Below are 13,838 nucleotides of genomic sequence, written 5' to 3' on the forward strand. Positions count from 1 at the left end.
GCCATTTATGATCACCGAGGAACAACGCCAGGCCGCAGCTGATGCTATTCTGAAAGCCGAGACCGACAGAAAGCCGATCGTTCAGCCCAGCAAAACCTATCCGGAACTCGAGATTGAGGACGCCTATCGCATTCAGGAGCTCTGGGCCCAATCCCGCCTCGCTCGCGGCGCCCGGATCGTTGGCCACAAGATCGGCCTCACGTCCCGCGCCATGCAGATGGCGTCTAAAATGACCGAGCCGGACTATGGGGTCATTCTTGACGACGCGCTTTATAACGACGGCGCACAGATCAAGGCTGAGCTGTTCATCAAGCCGCGCCTCGAGGTCGAGCTGGCCTTCATCATGGGAGAAGACCTGCATGGCACAGGCACGCGCATCTACGACGTGATGCGCGCGACCGAATTTGTCGTGCCAGCCCTCGAGATTATCGACTACCGCACCGAAGTACCCCGCGCGATCACCGATACTATCGCTGACAATGCGGCGTTCGGCGCCATCGTGGTCGGTGGACGTGTTATCCGTCCGATGGATATCGACGTGCGCTGGGTCGGTGCTACGCTTTCCAAAAACGGAATTATCGAGGAATCCGGCGTGTCGGCGGCGATCATGGGGCATCCTGCCGCTGGCGTTGCGTGGCTGGTCAACAAGCTGCATGCCGTGGGCGGTGGCCTGAAGAAGGGGCAGATCGTCCTTGCAGGGTCCTTTACGCGGCCCGTCGATATCGTCAAAGGTGATGTCATCCAGGCAGATTACGGCCCGATCGGCTCGATCGGCGTCTCTTTCGTGTGAGGTGGGAACATGGATCTTCCGGTCAATCAATTCAAAGCAAAGCTGCGCGCGGGCGAAAGCCAGATCGGGCTGTGGTGCGGCCTGCCGGGCACTTATGCGGCCGAGATCGTCGCGCCCGCCGGTTTCGACTGGCTGCTCTTCGATACCGAACACTCGCCGAGCGACGTTTTGACCGTCATGCCGCAATTGCAGGCCGTGGCCCCTTACAAGGTTTCGCCAATCGTGCGACCGGCCGCCAACGACCCCGTCCTCATCAAGCGCTTTCTTGATATCGGTGTCCAGACATTGCTGATCCCCTTCATTCAGAACGCCGACGAGGCCAGGGCTGCCGTTGCCGCCACCCGCTATCCGCCCGCCGGCATCAGGGGCGTGTCAGCACTCACGCGCGCCACACGGTTTGGCCGGGTCAAAAACTACGCCCAACAGGCCGAACGGGAACTCTGCGTTCTCCTGCAGGTCGAAACCCGTGAGGCCTTGGCCAATATCGAGGCGATAGCTTCGGTGGAGGGCGTGGATGGAATCTTCATCGGGCCGGCCGACCTTGCGGCGAGCTTCGGTTATCCCGGTCAGCCTGGGACGCCAGAGGTGGTCGAAGCGATCGAAAATGCGATCGCACTTTTGAAGCGGTTGGGGAAACCCGCTGGAATCCTCACACCGGACGAGAAATTTGCGAAACGCTGCATCGAGCTCGGTACCCTCTTCACGGCCGTCGGCATCGACGTCGCCCTCTTGGCGCGCGGGGCAGAAGCGCTTTACGGCAGGTTCTCGGAGCCAGCATAAGATGGCTGATCGGACCGAGATTGCCCATGAGATCGCGCCAACGGGCGCGATCCGTGCGGCGGTCAACATCTCCAACGCGGCGCTTGCCCGCATCAACGCTGCGACGGGTGTTCTCAGCGGGCCAAGCATCGATCTCGCTCGGGCATTGGCGGCCGAAGCCAGATGTCCGCTCACGATTCTGGAGTACCCGTCCGCAGCAGCGATATTGGCTGCCGCGGATCGCAGCGAATGGGATGTCGCCTTCATTGCCGCAGATCCATCGCGCGTTGACCGGTTTTCTTTTTCGCCGCCCTATGCCTTTGTGACGGCTACATTTCTTGTGCCGGCACAATCGGAATACATGCGGGTAGCGGATGTCGACAAACCCGGCTCTATCATCGCGGCTGCGCAAGGGGCCGCTTATACAAAACAGTTGGAACGCCTGATCAAGCACGCGACGATTCTTCATGTAGGCACCGCCGCTGAAGCAACTGAACAGTTGAAGGCGGGCGCCTGTCATGCAGCGGCAGGGCTGAAGCAATCCCTCGAAGCGGCGGTAGCGGAGGATGCCAATCTTCGTAAACTGGATGACGCGTTCTCAGAGATTCCCCAGACCGTCGCGGTCTTACGGGATATGGAACTCGCGGCTGCTTTTCTGGAAGAGTTCGTAACGCGCTACACGGAAACCCTCTAAGCGTGCGGGGCGGCGGAAACCCGTCATTATTTCTCGTTCCAGATCATCGACAGCCGGGTGCCTTTTTGCAGCTCCGGGTGGGTGTGGGTCTGTTCAACCCGCGCGCCAAGATTTTGCGCCATTGCCATGATCAGCTTCGTACCGAGACCCGTGCCGCGAGGAATTGAGCCCGGCTGCACGCCCACGCCGTCATCCTCGACAACCAGAACGAATTGGCCATTATCCTCGGAGAGATTGACGCGAACGGTGCCAGTCTGGTCAGGATAAGCATATTTAAGAGCATTGGTCAGAAGCTCGGTGATGATGACACCAAGCGCCACGGCATGGTCGGCGTTGAGGTCCACCTCGCAAAGCGACGTTTCAATCGTGATGGAGGACGATCCGGGCACCGCCTGGAACAGATCCCCGATGATCGAGGTCAGATAGGAGTTCAGCGAAACGAGGCCGACATTGGCAGTATTATAGAGGCTGCGGTGAACGCCGGCGATGGCGGAAATCCGGCTCTGCGTTTCCAGCAACGCGGTTTCCGCTTCCTGGGAATTCAGCGTATTTATTTGCAGCCGGATCATGGCCGACACCAACGACAAACTGTTTGCGACACGATGGTTCATTTCTTTCACCATCATTTCCGCATGCTCTTTCGCCGTCACCAGCAGACGGTCCGCCTCCTCCTTCGTCTGGCGGAGGCGATGATTTTCCAGTGCCTGATTGATGGCGGTCAGCAAAAGCGGAAAAAAGTCATCCCCGACATTCTTGATGACGTAGTCAGCAGCGCCTGCCTTCAGCGCATCGATGGCAATCCGGGCTTCGTTGGATCCGGTGACATAAAGAACGGGGACGCGCGACGGTATGGAGTGTATCGCAGCAAGGAACTCCATTCCGGTCGACGTCTGAAAATAATGGTCGAGAACAACCACGTCGAACTGCCCGTTTTGAAAAAGCTCGAGTCCGGAAGCAACGGAGGCGGCGTGAACCACCTCCATCCCATGGCGACCAAGGACTCGGCTCGAAAGCCTCGCCAAAGCCGGGTCGTCATCGACATACAAAACGCGCAGAGCCATCATGCCTTCAAGGTATCTGAATTACGGAGAAGAACAGGCCGAGATTTTTGATGGCACTGGCGAAGCCCTCATAATCGACCGGTTTGGTTATATAGACATTCGCACCCAGATCATAACATTTCTGGATTTCCGTCTCGTCATCGGTGGTCGTCAAAACCACGACAGGCAAACGACGGGTGTATTCATTGCTCTTGATCTGCTCAAGAATGGTGATGCCCGACATATCAGGCAGATTGAGGTCGAGCAGCACAAGAAGATAGCGGTCCTTGCTGACAAGGCCATCCCGACTTTCGCCCAAGATGTAATCGAGTGCTTTTGCGCCCAGTGTGAATGGCACGATCTCGTTGTTCACGCCAGCCCGCCGCACATTTTTCTCGATCAGACGGGCATGGCCCTCGTCGTCTTCGATCATCACGATCGTTACTTCCTGACCGGTCGCTTTCATTTGTCGCCTTCCTTTGTCACTCGTCTGAGGTCACTCGGCAGCAGCAAGAGGAACTTGCTGCCCTCACCAAGTTTCGACTCGACTTTAATATCACCTCCTAAATTTCTGATTAGCGAGCGGACATGCGCGAGACCTATTCCCTCTCCCGGCTGGTCCTGGTTTCCGGCCCGTCGGAACAGTTCGAAGACCCGTTCGAGATCCTGCTCGCCGATCCCGCGTCCGTTGTCGCCCACCTCGATGCAGATCGCGCCCCGCCCCGCTGGATAAGCGCGTGCCGTGAGACGCAGCGGGCGGCCGGGCATCTGGTACTTCACGGCGTTGTCGAAAAGATTGCCAAGGATCTGGTCGAGGGATATCCGGTCGGTGATAATCGTCAGCTTCGGCGTATCCACCTCAATTTCACCGCCATTGGCGTTGATCTGATGGCGAACCGTCTCCGACAGTGACGACAACAACGTCTCGATATCCACCTTTTCGGGCTGCAGCTTGCGCTGGCCATCGCGGGATATCTTCAGAATGGCGTTGATCAGTTGATCCATCTTTTTGGTGGATGACCGAATGAAGCCGATCGCCTCCGGTATATCCTCATCAACCGCCAGCCGCGCTTCGCGGATGACCTCTTCTGTCGGACCTTTGCCGTCAGCCAGAATATAGCTCGTGACGGGCTTCAGCGACGTGTCGAATTCAGACAGGAAGCCCATGATATTAACCAGCGGGGCGCGCAGGTCGTGGGTGACGATATAGGCAAAGCGCTGGATTTCCTGATTGGCACGACGAAGATCCCTGGTTCTTTCCTCGACGCGTTCCTCAAGATGCCGGTTGAGTTCGTCCACGTCCTCCCGCGACTTGTTCAACGCGCGGATATAGGTGAAGACAAGCAGGATCGAGCCGCCGACGACGGCGAGAATCGCGACCGCACCACCAATCGTCACCCAGCGCAACGTATTGGCGGCCTCAAGTTGATCGGTAACGATGATGCGAAGCCGATCGTCGGTATGCGACTGCAAATCCGACAACACGGTTCTGATCTCGTTCATGAACCGTTTGCCGTCATTATTACGAACGACCTCAACCGCCTCAGTGATACGACCCTCGCGCTGCAAATCAATGGTCTCGCGGGTTTCCGCGAGCTTCGCATCGATTGCCTGCGTCAGGCTTGAAAGAGCCGCCTTGTACTGTTCATTGTCCTTCAGGAGATCGAGAAGTCTTGACTGGCGTTGAGGGAGGCCTTGCAGGGCCTCCTCATATGGCCCCAGATAATCCTGATTATTGGTGAGCAGATATCCGCGCTGACCGGTTTCGATGTCCTGCATCGTGGTCAGCACATCAAGAATTGCTGCACGCACACGACGGAGCTGCGCCGACTCCTGGGAATAATGATTGTTCACCTGCACAAGCCACAGGGATGTGGAGACCATTCCAATCAAAATCGCAACGCCGACAGCAAGCATAAAAAGGCTTCGCTGGGCAAACGGTGAAAAACCAGTCACAGCAACAACATTCCCGGTAGGCAGCTAATTCGCGGGCCAACCTAGAGTACAGCTGCGCTTGAAGCGAATGATTTATTTTTAAGCGCTAATGGAACCGACCGATGATTTAATCATTATTTGACTCCGCCCTCACTTATCTGAAGTTCGCAAGCCCGTTCCGTTAAGCTGACCGCGAGAGGGGAATCAAACCTTCGCCATGAGATAATGGCCTACACCCCAGATGTCTCCATCATCATGCCCGAAAAGCCCTGCGGTTGCTAGAAAGAACAATCGCCACCGTCGCTCCCACAGACGCGCCTCACTGCCATAAACGCGCTTCAGGATGGGCCTGATATGGTCGATTTCGCGATCGAAGTTGGCTAGCCAGTCGAGAGCGGTACGCCGATAATGAGAGCCAGACCAGCGCCACTCGCGCTCAACGCTGAAGATACCATCAAACCGGCGGGGGAGATCGAAAGCGGGCATGATGCCGCCCGTGAAGAAATGCTGCGCAATCCAATCCGCAGAATTGTTGTGATCGAAACGATACGACCTGTTGTGATGGTTGAACACATGCAGGAAAAATCTGCCGTCGGGCTTTAGCCAGGAATGCACGCGCGCAAAAAGCGCGCTCCAGTTCGACATATGCTCGAACATTTCAACCGAAACGACCCGGTCGAACTGCATGTCGACCGCGAAATCATTCATATCCGCCGTTACGACCGACAGGTTGGAAAATCCCCGTTCCCGCGCACGCGCCATGATGTATTCGCGTTGGGATGAAGAATTGGAGACGGACGTGATCCTGGCGTGGGGATAGCGGCCGGCCATGTACAGGGACAGCGAACCCCAACCGCAGCCGAGTTCGAGAATGTCCATGCGGTCCTCCAGGTCGGCATGCTCCACGGTTTCAGCCAGAGCGACATCCTCAGCCTCGTCGAGCGTTGTCCTGGCATTTGGATAATAGCAGCAGGAATATTTACGCTGAGCCCCGAGGACCAATGCAAAGAATTCTGCGGGCACCTCATAGTGCTGCTTGTTCGCCTCATCGGTATGACTTGCGACCGGGAAATTCGTCATATTCGCCACGAAATCGAGCTCGGCCTTGGCTGGAATTTTCGCAAGCCGTCGTTTGGTTCGCCCACAGAGCATGTCAATCCCAGCGAGCGTGAGGCTATCGGCGAGCGGCGCACGCTCGGCTGCGTTGATGGCGACGGCAAGCATATTCATGGTGTTTCCTCGATTTTGCGTGGGCCGGGGAAGAAAGCGTTGACACGCTTCTGCAATGCGCGGAATTTTTCGCCGCGAGATTTCAACATGTGCTCTTCAAGCGGCGGAATGCCCGAGACGTGGACGAGCAGCCAGTACATCATGGCGGGCGCGGCGAGCGATGCCCACGACACGGCCTGGCCATGAATGGCGAGCAGCGGAAAACTGCACCAGAAAAGCCACTCGAAGAAATAGTTGGGATGGCGGGAGTAACGCCAGAGGCCGGCTTCGCAGACGCCGGTCTTGGCTTCGGGAGATTTCCGAAACGCGGAAAGCTGCGCGTCCGAGATCGCTTCGCCCAGAAGCGCGCCAAGCGCGATGGCGATCGCAAAACAATCGACGAGGCGCGGAAACTCGGCGCCGTTACTGGCGGCAAGATAGACTGCAAGGACGAGTACGAAGGCAGCCACGGCCTGAATCTGCAGAAAGACAAAAAGCCGAAAAGAAGCGGCACTGCCCCATTCCTCGATAAGCTTTGCGTAACGAGGGTCTTCGCCGCCGCCGCGCGTGCGCAAGCCGATGTGTCCTGCGAGCCGTAACGACCAGACGACTACGAGAGCGGCAACGGCGACACGACGATGAGCATCGCCTGCTGCCAGAAGGATGGCAGCAATCCCCCCCATGCCGACGCTGGCTGACCAGACGGTATCGATCCAGCCGCTCGAGCCCGTCGCTCTCTGCAATGCCCAGGCACCTGCCATAAGCAACGACATCAGAACGGCAAGCATGATTACCACAGAAAACGTCACTGCTCCGGTCACCGTACTTTAAAGGTTGAGGTCGGGTTTCGTGACAGCAAATACGACCGAACCACCGAAAGAGTTTCAGGTTTCAGAAAAAAATTCAAAAAAACATTGGCCGCCTGAAACTTATCAGGCCACTCGCCCGTATCTGCCGCCAGACGTAGACAAATTTGTGAAATGCAACGGCGAGGAAACATGAGCGGCACTGAAGCGAGACAACACGGGGGCCAGCGCCGGATCGCCGTGGTAGGCACGGGCATTTCGGGCCTGTCGGCGGCGTGGCTTCTGTCGCAGCGGCATGATGTGACGGTTTTCGAAGCATCTGACCGTATTGGCGGCCATACCAATACCGTCACCTTCGACACTGATAATGGACCTGTTCACGTCGATACCGGTTTCATCGTTTATAACGAGGTGACCTACCCCAACCTCACCGCACTTTTCAAAGTCCTCGGCGTGCCAACGGCCGCATCCAACATGTCTTTCGCGGTATCTCTCGATAATGGCAGCTTCGAGTATTCCGGCGGAACCGGATTTGGCCTTCTCGCACAGAAATCCAATCTCATCAGGCCGCGTTTCTGGTCCATGCTTGCCGACGTCCTGCGATTTTACCGCAACGCCCCTCGCGATCTGCCCACCATGGGCGACCTTTCGCTCGATGACTACCTGACCCGCAACCACTATGGCTCGGCGTTCCGTGACGATCACCTCTACCCCATGGCAGCGGCGATCTGGTCAACGCCGGCGATGGAAGTCGGCCGATACCCGGCGGCACATTTCATAAAGTTCTGCCGCAATCATGGACTGCTGCTTCTGCGCAACCGACCGATCTGGCGCACAGTTGTTGGTGGCGCGCAAGAATATGTCAAACGCATCACCGCACCTTTCGATGACCGCATTCACCTCTCAACTCCCGTGACGCGCATCCACCGCCTGCCCGACGGCGTGGAGATCGTCAGCAGAAATGGAAAAATCGAATATTTCGATGACGTTGTGATCGCGGCCCATGCCGATCAGGCCCTCGACATGCTGGCCGATGCAACGCCCCTTGAGCGGCGCATTCTCGGCGCATTTGCCTATACACAAAACCGAGCTGTCTTACACACCGACAGCAGATTCATGCCGCGCCGTCGCGCCGCCTGGTCCAGCTGGAACTATGTGACGGACACCAAGAGGGATGCCGGCCAGCCGAGCATCACCTACTGGATGAACAGGCTTCAACCGCTCGGAGACACCGCCGACACTTTCGTGACGCTAAACCCGTTACGAGAGCCGGAGCAGGGAAAGATAATTGCCGAGGAAACCTATCAGCACCCCGTTTTCGACGCAGGCACCGAACAGATGCGCCAGCAGCTGTGGGCGTTGCAGGGTCTGCGAAACACCTGGTTCTGCGGCGCCTATTTCGGCTCCGGCTTTCATGAAGACGGACTTCAAGCAGGCCTCGCCGTTGCCGAAGACCTTGGTGGGGTCAAACGACCGTGGCAGGTTGCCGACGATAGCGGCCGGATAATCCGGCTGGATATGTCAACGATCGCGAAAGACGCAGAACCGGTGGAGGCTGTTGCATGACGTCTCCCCTCGCCTCTGCACTCTTTCCAGGCCATGTGACCCATGCTCGCTTCAAGCCCAAAAGTCACAAGCTGGCGTATCGCATTTATTCTCTGCTTCTCGATCTCGACGAATTGGACCGTCTCGACCGGAAACTTCATTTTTTCTCCGTGGACCGGTTCAACCTGTTTTCTTTTCATCGCAAGGACCGGGGCAATGGGAGCAGGACAGATCTTCGCCGCCAGATCGAAACAGCAATGATCGCGGCGGGTATCGTCGCCGACGGAGGGCCGATCCGATTGCTCACCATGCCGCGTCTGCTCGGCTGGTCCTTCAACCCTCTCAGCGTGTTCTTTTGCTACGGCCGCGACATGTCGCTGAAGGCAATCCTGTGGCAAGTGGATAATACCTTTGGTGAGCGACATTCCTATCTCATCCCCGTTGAGACGCGTGAAGACGATGAGGTCGTCCAGCGGTGCGACAAAGCCTTCTACGTCTCGCCCTTCATGGACATGGAGCTGCGCTATGTTTTCCGCGTCGCGCCCCCTGCCGATACGCTTAAGATTGTTATTCAGACTTACGACAGGGATGGCATCGTCTTGACCGCGCGGCATCTTGCCCGACGCGAGGAGCTCACCGACCGTGCGCTCCTCAAAGCCTTCGTTCGCATACCGTTTCTGACACTCAAGGTCGTACTGGGCATCCATTGGGAGGCCTTGAAAATCTGGTTCAAGGGCGTCGGCCTTCAAAAACGCCCGCCGCCGCCTGCCGAGCCCATCTCCTTCATTTCACCATTATCGTCGCAAACCGAGGCCAAGATTCATGACCCCGTTTGACAATCTGTCGGAACTTCCGGTGCAAAATGCCAGCCTGAACCGTGGCCCGCGCTTGGGCATCTGGCTCATCAACCGGCTCTTGAACAATATCGAGCGTGGCCGAATCCGTATCACCCTCCCAGGCGGTACAACGCTGGAACGATCGGGCGAGTCCGAAGGCAGCGAGGCGGTCCTCGTACTGCACAACTGGCGGGCGATCCGCAGGCTTCTCGTCAACGGCGATATCGGCTTTGCCGAGGGCTATATGGAAAATGATTGGTCGACGCCCGACCTGACCGCACTTATCCGTTTCGCCGCGCAAAACCGCGAGGCCTTCGAAAATTCGACGCGCGGAAGTTTGCCGATGCGTTTCGTCAACCGGATCGCGCATGCGTTGAACGCCAACACAAAACGCGGCAGCCGTCGCAACATCGAAGCTCATTACGATCTCGGCAACGAGTTCTACCGGCAATGGCTCGATTCCTCGATGCTCTATTCTTCGGCAATCTTCGATGACACGACAAAAACGCTCGAAACTGCGCAGCTCAGGAAACTGGATCGCATTGCCGAAAAGCTGCAACTGACCGGCGGCGAAAGCGTGTTGGAGATCGGCTGCGGCTGGGGAGCGCTGGCAATCCATCTCGCGACGCATAGCGGCTCCAACGTCACCGGCATCACGCTCTCTCCCTCACAATTGCAATGGGCGACATCAGCGGTCGTAAAAGCAGAGAAAACAGCTTCCATCGATCTGAGGCTGCAGGATTACAGGGACGTGAATGGACAATTCGATCGGATCGTCTCGATCGAAATGTTCGAGGCTGTCGGAGAGGCCTATTGGCCCAGCTATTTCGAAGCGCTGAAGCGGTGCCTGAAACCTGGCGGCCGCGCAGTCCTCCAGATTATTTCGATCGATGAGGACCGCTTCGATACCTATCGGCGAAAGGCCGATTTCATTCAGAAATATGTTTTCCCCGGTGGCTTCCTGCCGTCCGACAGCGCACTTGAAAAAGCGGTCGGCAAAGCCGGCATGAAGCTCACTGACAAGGAGCTCTTCGGACAGTCCTATGCTCGCACCCTCGCAGATTGGCGACACCGTTTCCATGCGAAGTGGCAGACGATTTCGCTGCTGGGCTTTGACGAGCGCTTCCGCAGGCTCTGGGATTATTACCTGTGTTATTGCGAGGCCGGCTTCATTGAGGGGACCATCAATGTCGGCTTCTACACGATCGAACATCCATGAGGCGCGACGAACTCGGAGATAAGCAATGCGCATCAAAAGGTTGAACATCGCATTCGCGCTGGTTCCTCTGCTCGCCGCATTCAGCGCTACGGCAGCGGATATCGAGGGCAATTGGGCGCGCGGTGACGGCAAGGCGAAAGTGGCCATTGCTCCCTGCGGGCAAAACATGTGCGCCACCAATACCTGGATAAAGCCGGGTACGCCGAAGGAAAAGACTGGCGACCGGCTGATCATGACCATCAAGGAAAGTGGGGCTGGAAGCTATTCCGGCACCGCCTTCGACCCACAGCGCGACAAGTCCTACAAGCTAACGGTAACGGTGGCGGGTAACAGCATGACCACGAAAGGCTGTATTGTCGCCGGCCTCCTTTGCAAAGGCATCGACTGGACCAGGATCGACTGAGATTCTCCTCGGCTGTCCCATCGATCCAATTGATTGAAACGCTTCAACACCAACCTCGCATTCTCTCATGTCCTGAAAGGGAAAGTACCGATGAAGACCTATATCGCCGCCTATGTCCTGACCCTCGTCGCCTTTCTGGTGATCGATTTCATCTGGCTGAGCACGATGGCATCGCGCCTTTACCGACCGGCCATCGGCGAGCTTCTGGCAGACAATTTCAGGGCTGCGCCGGCGATCATCTTCTATCTCATCTACGCTGCGGGGCTGACGTTCCTCGCGGTCCGGCCTGCCCTGCTCTCGGGAGAATGGACGTCCGCGCTCCTCTATGGCGCAGTTGTTGGCTTCATGGCCTATGCCACCTACGATCTGACCAACCAGGCGACGTTGAAGACTTGGCCGACGACCCTTACCATTGCCGATCTGGTGTGGGGAACTTTTGTTTCCGCCGCCGCGGCGACCATTGGTTATCTCGTTACCGTGCGTCTGCTTGGCCCACTTGAAAATTCGGCGGGCGTCTCATGACAGCCTGTTCATTCACCACTCTATCGCCCTCGGTTCTGCCATGGCGCGAACTTCCTGTCTGGCGTCTCTTGTCTTCCTGCGAAAGACAACCCTATAAAGGGCGAGCAGCAAGGAAGGTTCGAATGCAGGGCACAGAGATCGCTACCCTTATCAACCGTGTCGGCATGGGTGATCGTTCAGCATTCGTCTCGCTTTATCAGGCAACCAGCCCGAAGCTTTTCGGCATCTGCATGAAAATCCTGCGCGACAGAACCGACGCCGAAGAGGCCCTGCAGGAAATCTATATCAAGGTCTGGCAGCGCGCCCGGACTTTCGCCACAACCGCCGGCAAGCCGACCACCTGGCTTGCGGCAATCGCCCGCAATCATGCAATCGACACGATCCGGGCACGCAAACCGATTGGCGACGACCTCGATGAGGCCTACGATCTGGCTGACGAGTCCGTCCGCGACCCCGAACAGCAGGTCGTTCTGACAGACGAAGGCCGCAGGATCGACGATTGCATGAAGCAACTGGAGACGGTTCATGCACAGGCGGTCCGCCGGGCCTATGTCGAAGGTTTGAGCTATATCGAACTCGCAGAAGAGCTACGCGTGCCGTTAAATACCATCAGAACATGGCTGCGGCGCAGTCTTCTCAAACTTAGAGAGTGCATGCAGCGATGACAACGGGCGACCAGAGCGGCGGAAAGCACTCGCGCGATGAAATACTCGCCGGCGAATATGTGCTTGGCGTTTTACCGCTCGAAAAGCGCCGCGAACTGGAACGGCGGATTGAAGACGACAGGGCTTTCGCGCAACTCGTGCAGCGCTGGGAAGCCGAGTTTTCCGACTTCAATGCCGAATATGCGGAACAGGTGCCAAGCGCCACTGTTTTTGCCCGCATTGAAGAGCGCCTGTTCGGCGGCAAGGCTGCCAACAACAACGGCAGCCTTTGGAATTCGGCATCGTTCTGGCGCTGGATTTCAGTCGCGACGAGTGCGGCGGCGGTGGCAGCCATCGTCTACGCAGCGCTGCCCGATAACAGGCAGGGCACCGCACCGCTTGTGGCTGAGCTTGCCACCACGGACAGCCAAGTCAATCTGCTCGCATCTTACGATGCGGAATCGGGACGAATGCATATCGTCCCTGTTGCGACCGGCAAGAGCGACGAGAAGTCACTGGAACTGTGGCTTGTGATGGATGGCGGCAAGACGCGTTCGCTGGGCGTATTCCAGCCGGGGGCGACGGGTGACCTGATCATCCCCGCCAACATGCGCCAAGAGATAACGGCGGGCACGACCTTCGCCATCAGCGTGGAACCCTTCGGCGGATCGCCCACCGGTCAAGCGACCGGTCCGGTCATCGCGGTCGGCACGGCGCGGTCTTCATAGCCGCGCTTCGCCGCGCCTCAGCAGAGATTCTCTGGCTGGGAGGCCGGCAACATCACTTTCGGACACAGAAAATTCAACGCCCGCGCCGGGAACGTTGAAAGCCTGCAATCTCTTCTTATGTCCTGTCAGGATGTATATCCGCGTTTGGAAACGCTGCGGAGAAGGAAGGAGATTTGATGATCGACGAATATGGCCCATACGTGCAGATGTCCACGCTGGGCGAACGGATGGCGGCCTGCTACCAAACGGACAATAATCTGGCGCTCGAACCGCATCTGGCTCACTATATGGACGAGGTGGAGGTTAACATCGCCGCCGATCGCTTCGATCATCTTGGTTTTCTGAACAGGATCAGCAGCCGCTTGCAGGTGACGCTGGCGGCGACGACAAACGGGCGGCGGCGGGAGTTTCTGGAGGCCGTCATCGCGTCATTGAAAGACCGTATCGACAGCCATTCTCTCAAGGCCGCTCAACAAGGGCAGGACGCCACGGATCTGGCGGAGCCTTGAAATCAGGCGCGAATCGCCACTCCGCTCATTCAACGAACACGCGAACACTCGACGCCCGGCCGTCAGCGTCTATGACCGTAAGTGTCGAAAACCCCTGTCCCTCCGGCCGCCACTCGCTGTTGCGGCGATGAGATGGATCTGGCAGCGGTCGGCCGTTGGCAAGCCAGCGGAAGGGTGCGCGCCCGCCCTGGAGCTTGAG

The 13,838-nt window shown here is 57.6% G+C and carries 17 protein-coding genes; 11 read left to right on the forward strand and 6 right to left on the reverse strand.

The window, feature by feature from the left end; all coding sequences use genetic code 11:
- The first annotated feature begins 7 nt into the window (after window positions 1–7).
- The 3 genes from hpaH to ACUTJJ_RS15775 are packed head-to-tail and all read left to right on the forward strand — an operon-like array spanning window position 8 to window position 2,243.
- The gene (gene hpaH / locus ACUTJJ_RS15765; protein WP_445542751.1) at window positions 8–790 is read left to right on the forward strand and encodes a 2-oxo-hept-4-ene-1,7-dioate hydratase; all 783 of its coding nucleotides are present in this window, start codon (window positions 8–10) and stop codon (window positions 788–790) included.
- Window positions 791–799: 9 nt separating this feature from the next.
- Window positions 800–1,570, forward strand: coding sequence for a 4-hydroxy-2-oxoheptanedioate aldolase (hpaI, locus tag ACUTJJ_RS15770; RefSeq protein ID WP_404494653.1), 771 nt, complete (start codon window positions 800–802; stop codon window positions 1,568–1,570).
- A 1-nt stretch (window position 1,571) separates the two neighbouring features.
- Window positions 1,572–2,243 carry a transporter substrate-binding domain-containing protein gene (locus ACUTJJ_RS15775; protein ID WP_404494654.1) on the forward strand — a complete coding sequence of 224 codons (672 nt, stop codon included), beginning with the start codon at window positions 1,572–1,574 and terminating at the stop codon, window positions 2,241–2,243.
- Between the two features lie 26 nt (window positions 2,244–2,269).
- Here ACUTJJ_RS15775 and ACUTJJ_RS15780 read toward each other — a convergent pair whose 3' ends face one another.
- The 5 genes from ACUTJJ_RS15780 to ACUTJJ_RS15800 all read right to left on the reverse strand — a co-directional run bounded on the left by ACUTJJ_RS15780 (window position 2,270) and on the right by ACUTJJ_RS15800 (window position 7,215).
- Window positions 2,270–3,307 carry a sensor histidine kinase gene (locus tag ACUTJJ_RS15780; RefSeq protein ID WP_063946897.1) on the reverse strand — a complete coding sequence of 346 codons (1,038 nt, stop codon included), beginning with the start codon at window positions 3,305–3,307 and terminating at the stop codon, window positions 2,270–2,272.
- A gap of 4 nt (window positions 3,308–3,311) precedes the next feature.
- The gene (locus ACUTJJ_RS15785) at window positions 3,312–3,749 is read right to left on the reverse strand and encodes a response regulator (protein WP_063946896.1); all 438 of its coding nucleotides are present in this window, start codon (window positions 3,747–3,749) and stop codon (window positions 3,312–3,314) included.
- Window positions 3,746–5,200, reverse strand: a complete 1,455-nt coding sequence (locus ACUTJJ_RS15790; protein WP_404494655.1) for a sensor histidine kinase — start codon at window positions 5,198–5,200, stop codon at window positions 3,746–3,748. The genes ACUTJJ_RS15785 and ACUTJJ_RS15790 overlap by 4 nt, the downstream gene beginning before the upstream one ends.
- Window positions 5,201–5,422: 222 nt before the next feature.
- Window positions 5,423–6,448, reverse strand: coding sequence for an SAM-dependent methyltransferase (locus tag ACUTJJ_RS15795; protein WP_445542752.1), 1,026 nt, complete (start codon window positions 6,446–6,448; stop codon window positions 5,423–5,425).
- Window positions 6,445–7,215 carry a DUF1295 domain-containing protein gene (locus ACUTJJ_RS15800; RefSeq protein ID WP_404495034.1) on the reverse strand — a complete coding sequence of 257 codons (771 nt, stop codon included), beginning with the start codon at window positions 7,213–7,215 and terminating at the stop codon, window positions 6,445–6,447. Before ACUTJJ_RS15800 ends, ACUTJJ_RS15795 begins: the two co-directional genes overlap by 4 nt.
- A 210-nt stretch (window positions 7,216–7,425) precedes the next feature.
- Between ACUTJJ_RS15800 and ACUTJJ_RS15805 the strand changes: the two genes are divergently transcribed.
- From ACUTJJ_RS15805 to ACUTJJ_RS15840, 8 genes are all read left to right on the forward strand, one after another.
- A complete protein-coding gene (locus ACUTJJ_RS15805) occupies window positions 7,426–8,799 on the forward strand; it encodes an NAD(P)/FAD-dependent oxidoreductase (RefSeq protein WP_404494657.1) in 1,374 nt (457 codons plus the stop codon).
- On the forward strand, window positions 8,796–9,614 hold the full coding sequence (locus ACUTJJ_RS15810) for a DUF1365 domain-containing protein (protein WP_404494658.1): 819 nt from the start codon (window positions 8,796–8,798) through the stop codon (window positions 9,612–9,614). The genes ACUTJJ_RS15805 and ACUTJJ_RS15810 overlap by 4 nt, the downstream gene beginning before the upstream one ends.
- A complete protein-coding gene (locus tag ACUTJJ_RS15815) occupies window positions 9,601–10,833 on the forward strand; it encodes a class I SAM-dependent methyltransferase (protein WP_404494659.1) in 1,233 nt (410 codons plus the stop codon). Before ACUTJJ_RS15810 ends, ACUTJJ_RS15815 begins: the two co-directional genes overlap by 14 nt.
- 25 nt (window positions 10,834–10,858) lie before the next feature.
- Entirely contained in the window at window positions 10,859–11,236 is a 378-nt protein-coding gene (locus tag ACUTJJ_RS15820; RefSeq protein ID WP_404494660.1) for a DUF2147 domain-containing protein, read from the forward strand.
- A 90-nt stretch (window positions 11,237–11,326) separates the two neighbouring features.
- Window positions 11,327–11,758: a DUF2177 family protein gene (locus tag ACUTJJ_RS15825; RefSeq protein ID WP_063946888.1), complete on the forward strand. Its 432-nt coding sequence runs from the start codon at window positions 11,327–11,329 to the stop codon at window positions 11,756–11,758.
- Between the two features lie 122 nt (window positions 11,759–11,880).
- Window positions 11,881–12,423: a sigma-70 family RNA polymerase sigma factor gene (locus ACUTJJ_RS15830; protein WP_144576512.1), complete on the forward strand. Its 543-nt coding sequence runs from the start codon at window positions 11,881–11,883 to the stop codon at window positions 12,421–12,423.
- Window positions 12,420–13,130, forward strand: a complete 711-nt coding sequence (locus ACUTJJ_RS15835; RefSeq protein WP_209091341.1) for an anti-sigma factor — start codon at window positions 12,420–12,422, stop codon at window positions 13,128–13,130. Before ACUTJJ_RS15830 ends, ACUTJJ_RS15835 begins: the two co-directional genes overlap by 4 nt.
- A 176-nt stretch (window positions 13,131–13,306) precedes the next feature.
- The gene (locus ACUTJJ_RS15840) at window positions 13,307–13,639 is read left to right on the forward strand and encodes a hypothetical protein (RefSeq protein ID WP_144576514.1); all 333 of its coding nucleotides are present in this window, start codon (window positions 13,307–13,309) and stop codon (window positions 13,637–13,639) included.
- A gap of 25 nt (window positions 13,640–13,664) precedes the next feature.
- Here the strand turns inward: ACUTJJ_RS15840 and ACUTJJ_RS15845 are convergent.
- On the reverse strand, window positions 13,665–13,838 hold a 174-nt coding region (locus ACUTJJ_RS15845), incomplete at its 5' end, for a hypothetical protein (protein WP_445542754.1).

The organism is Agrobacterium sp. DKPNP3 (assembly GCF_052686535.1).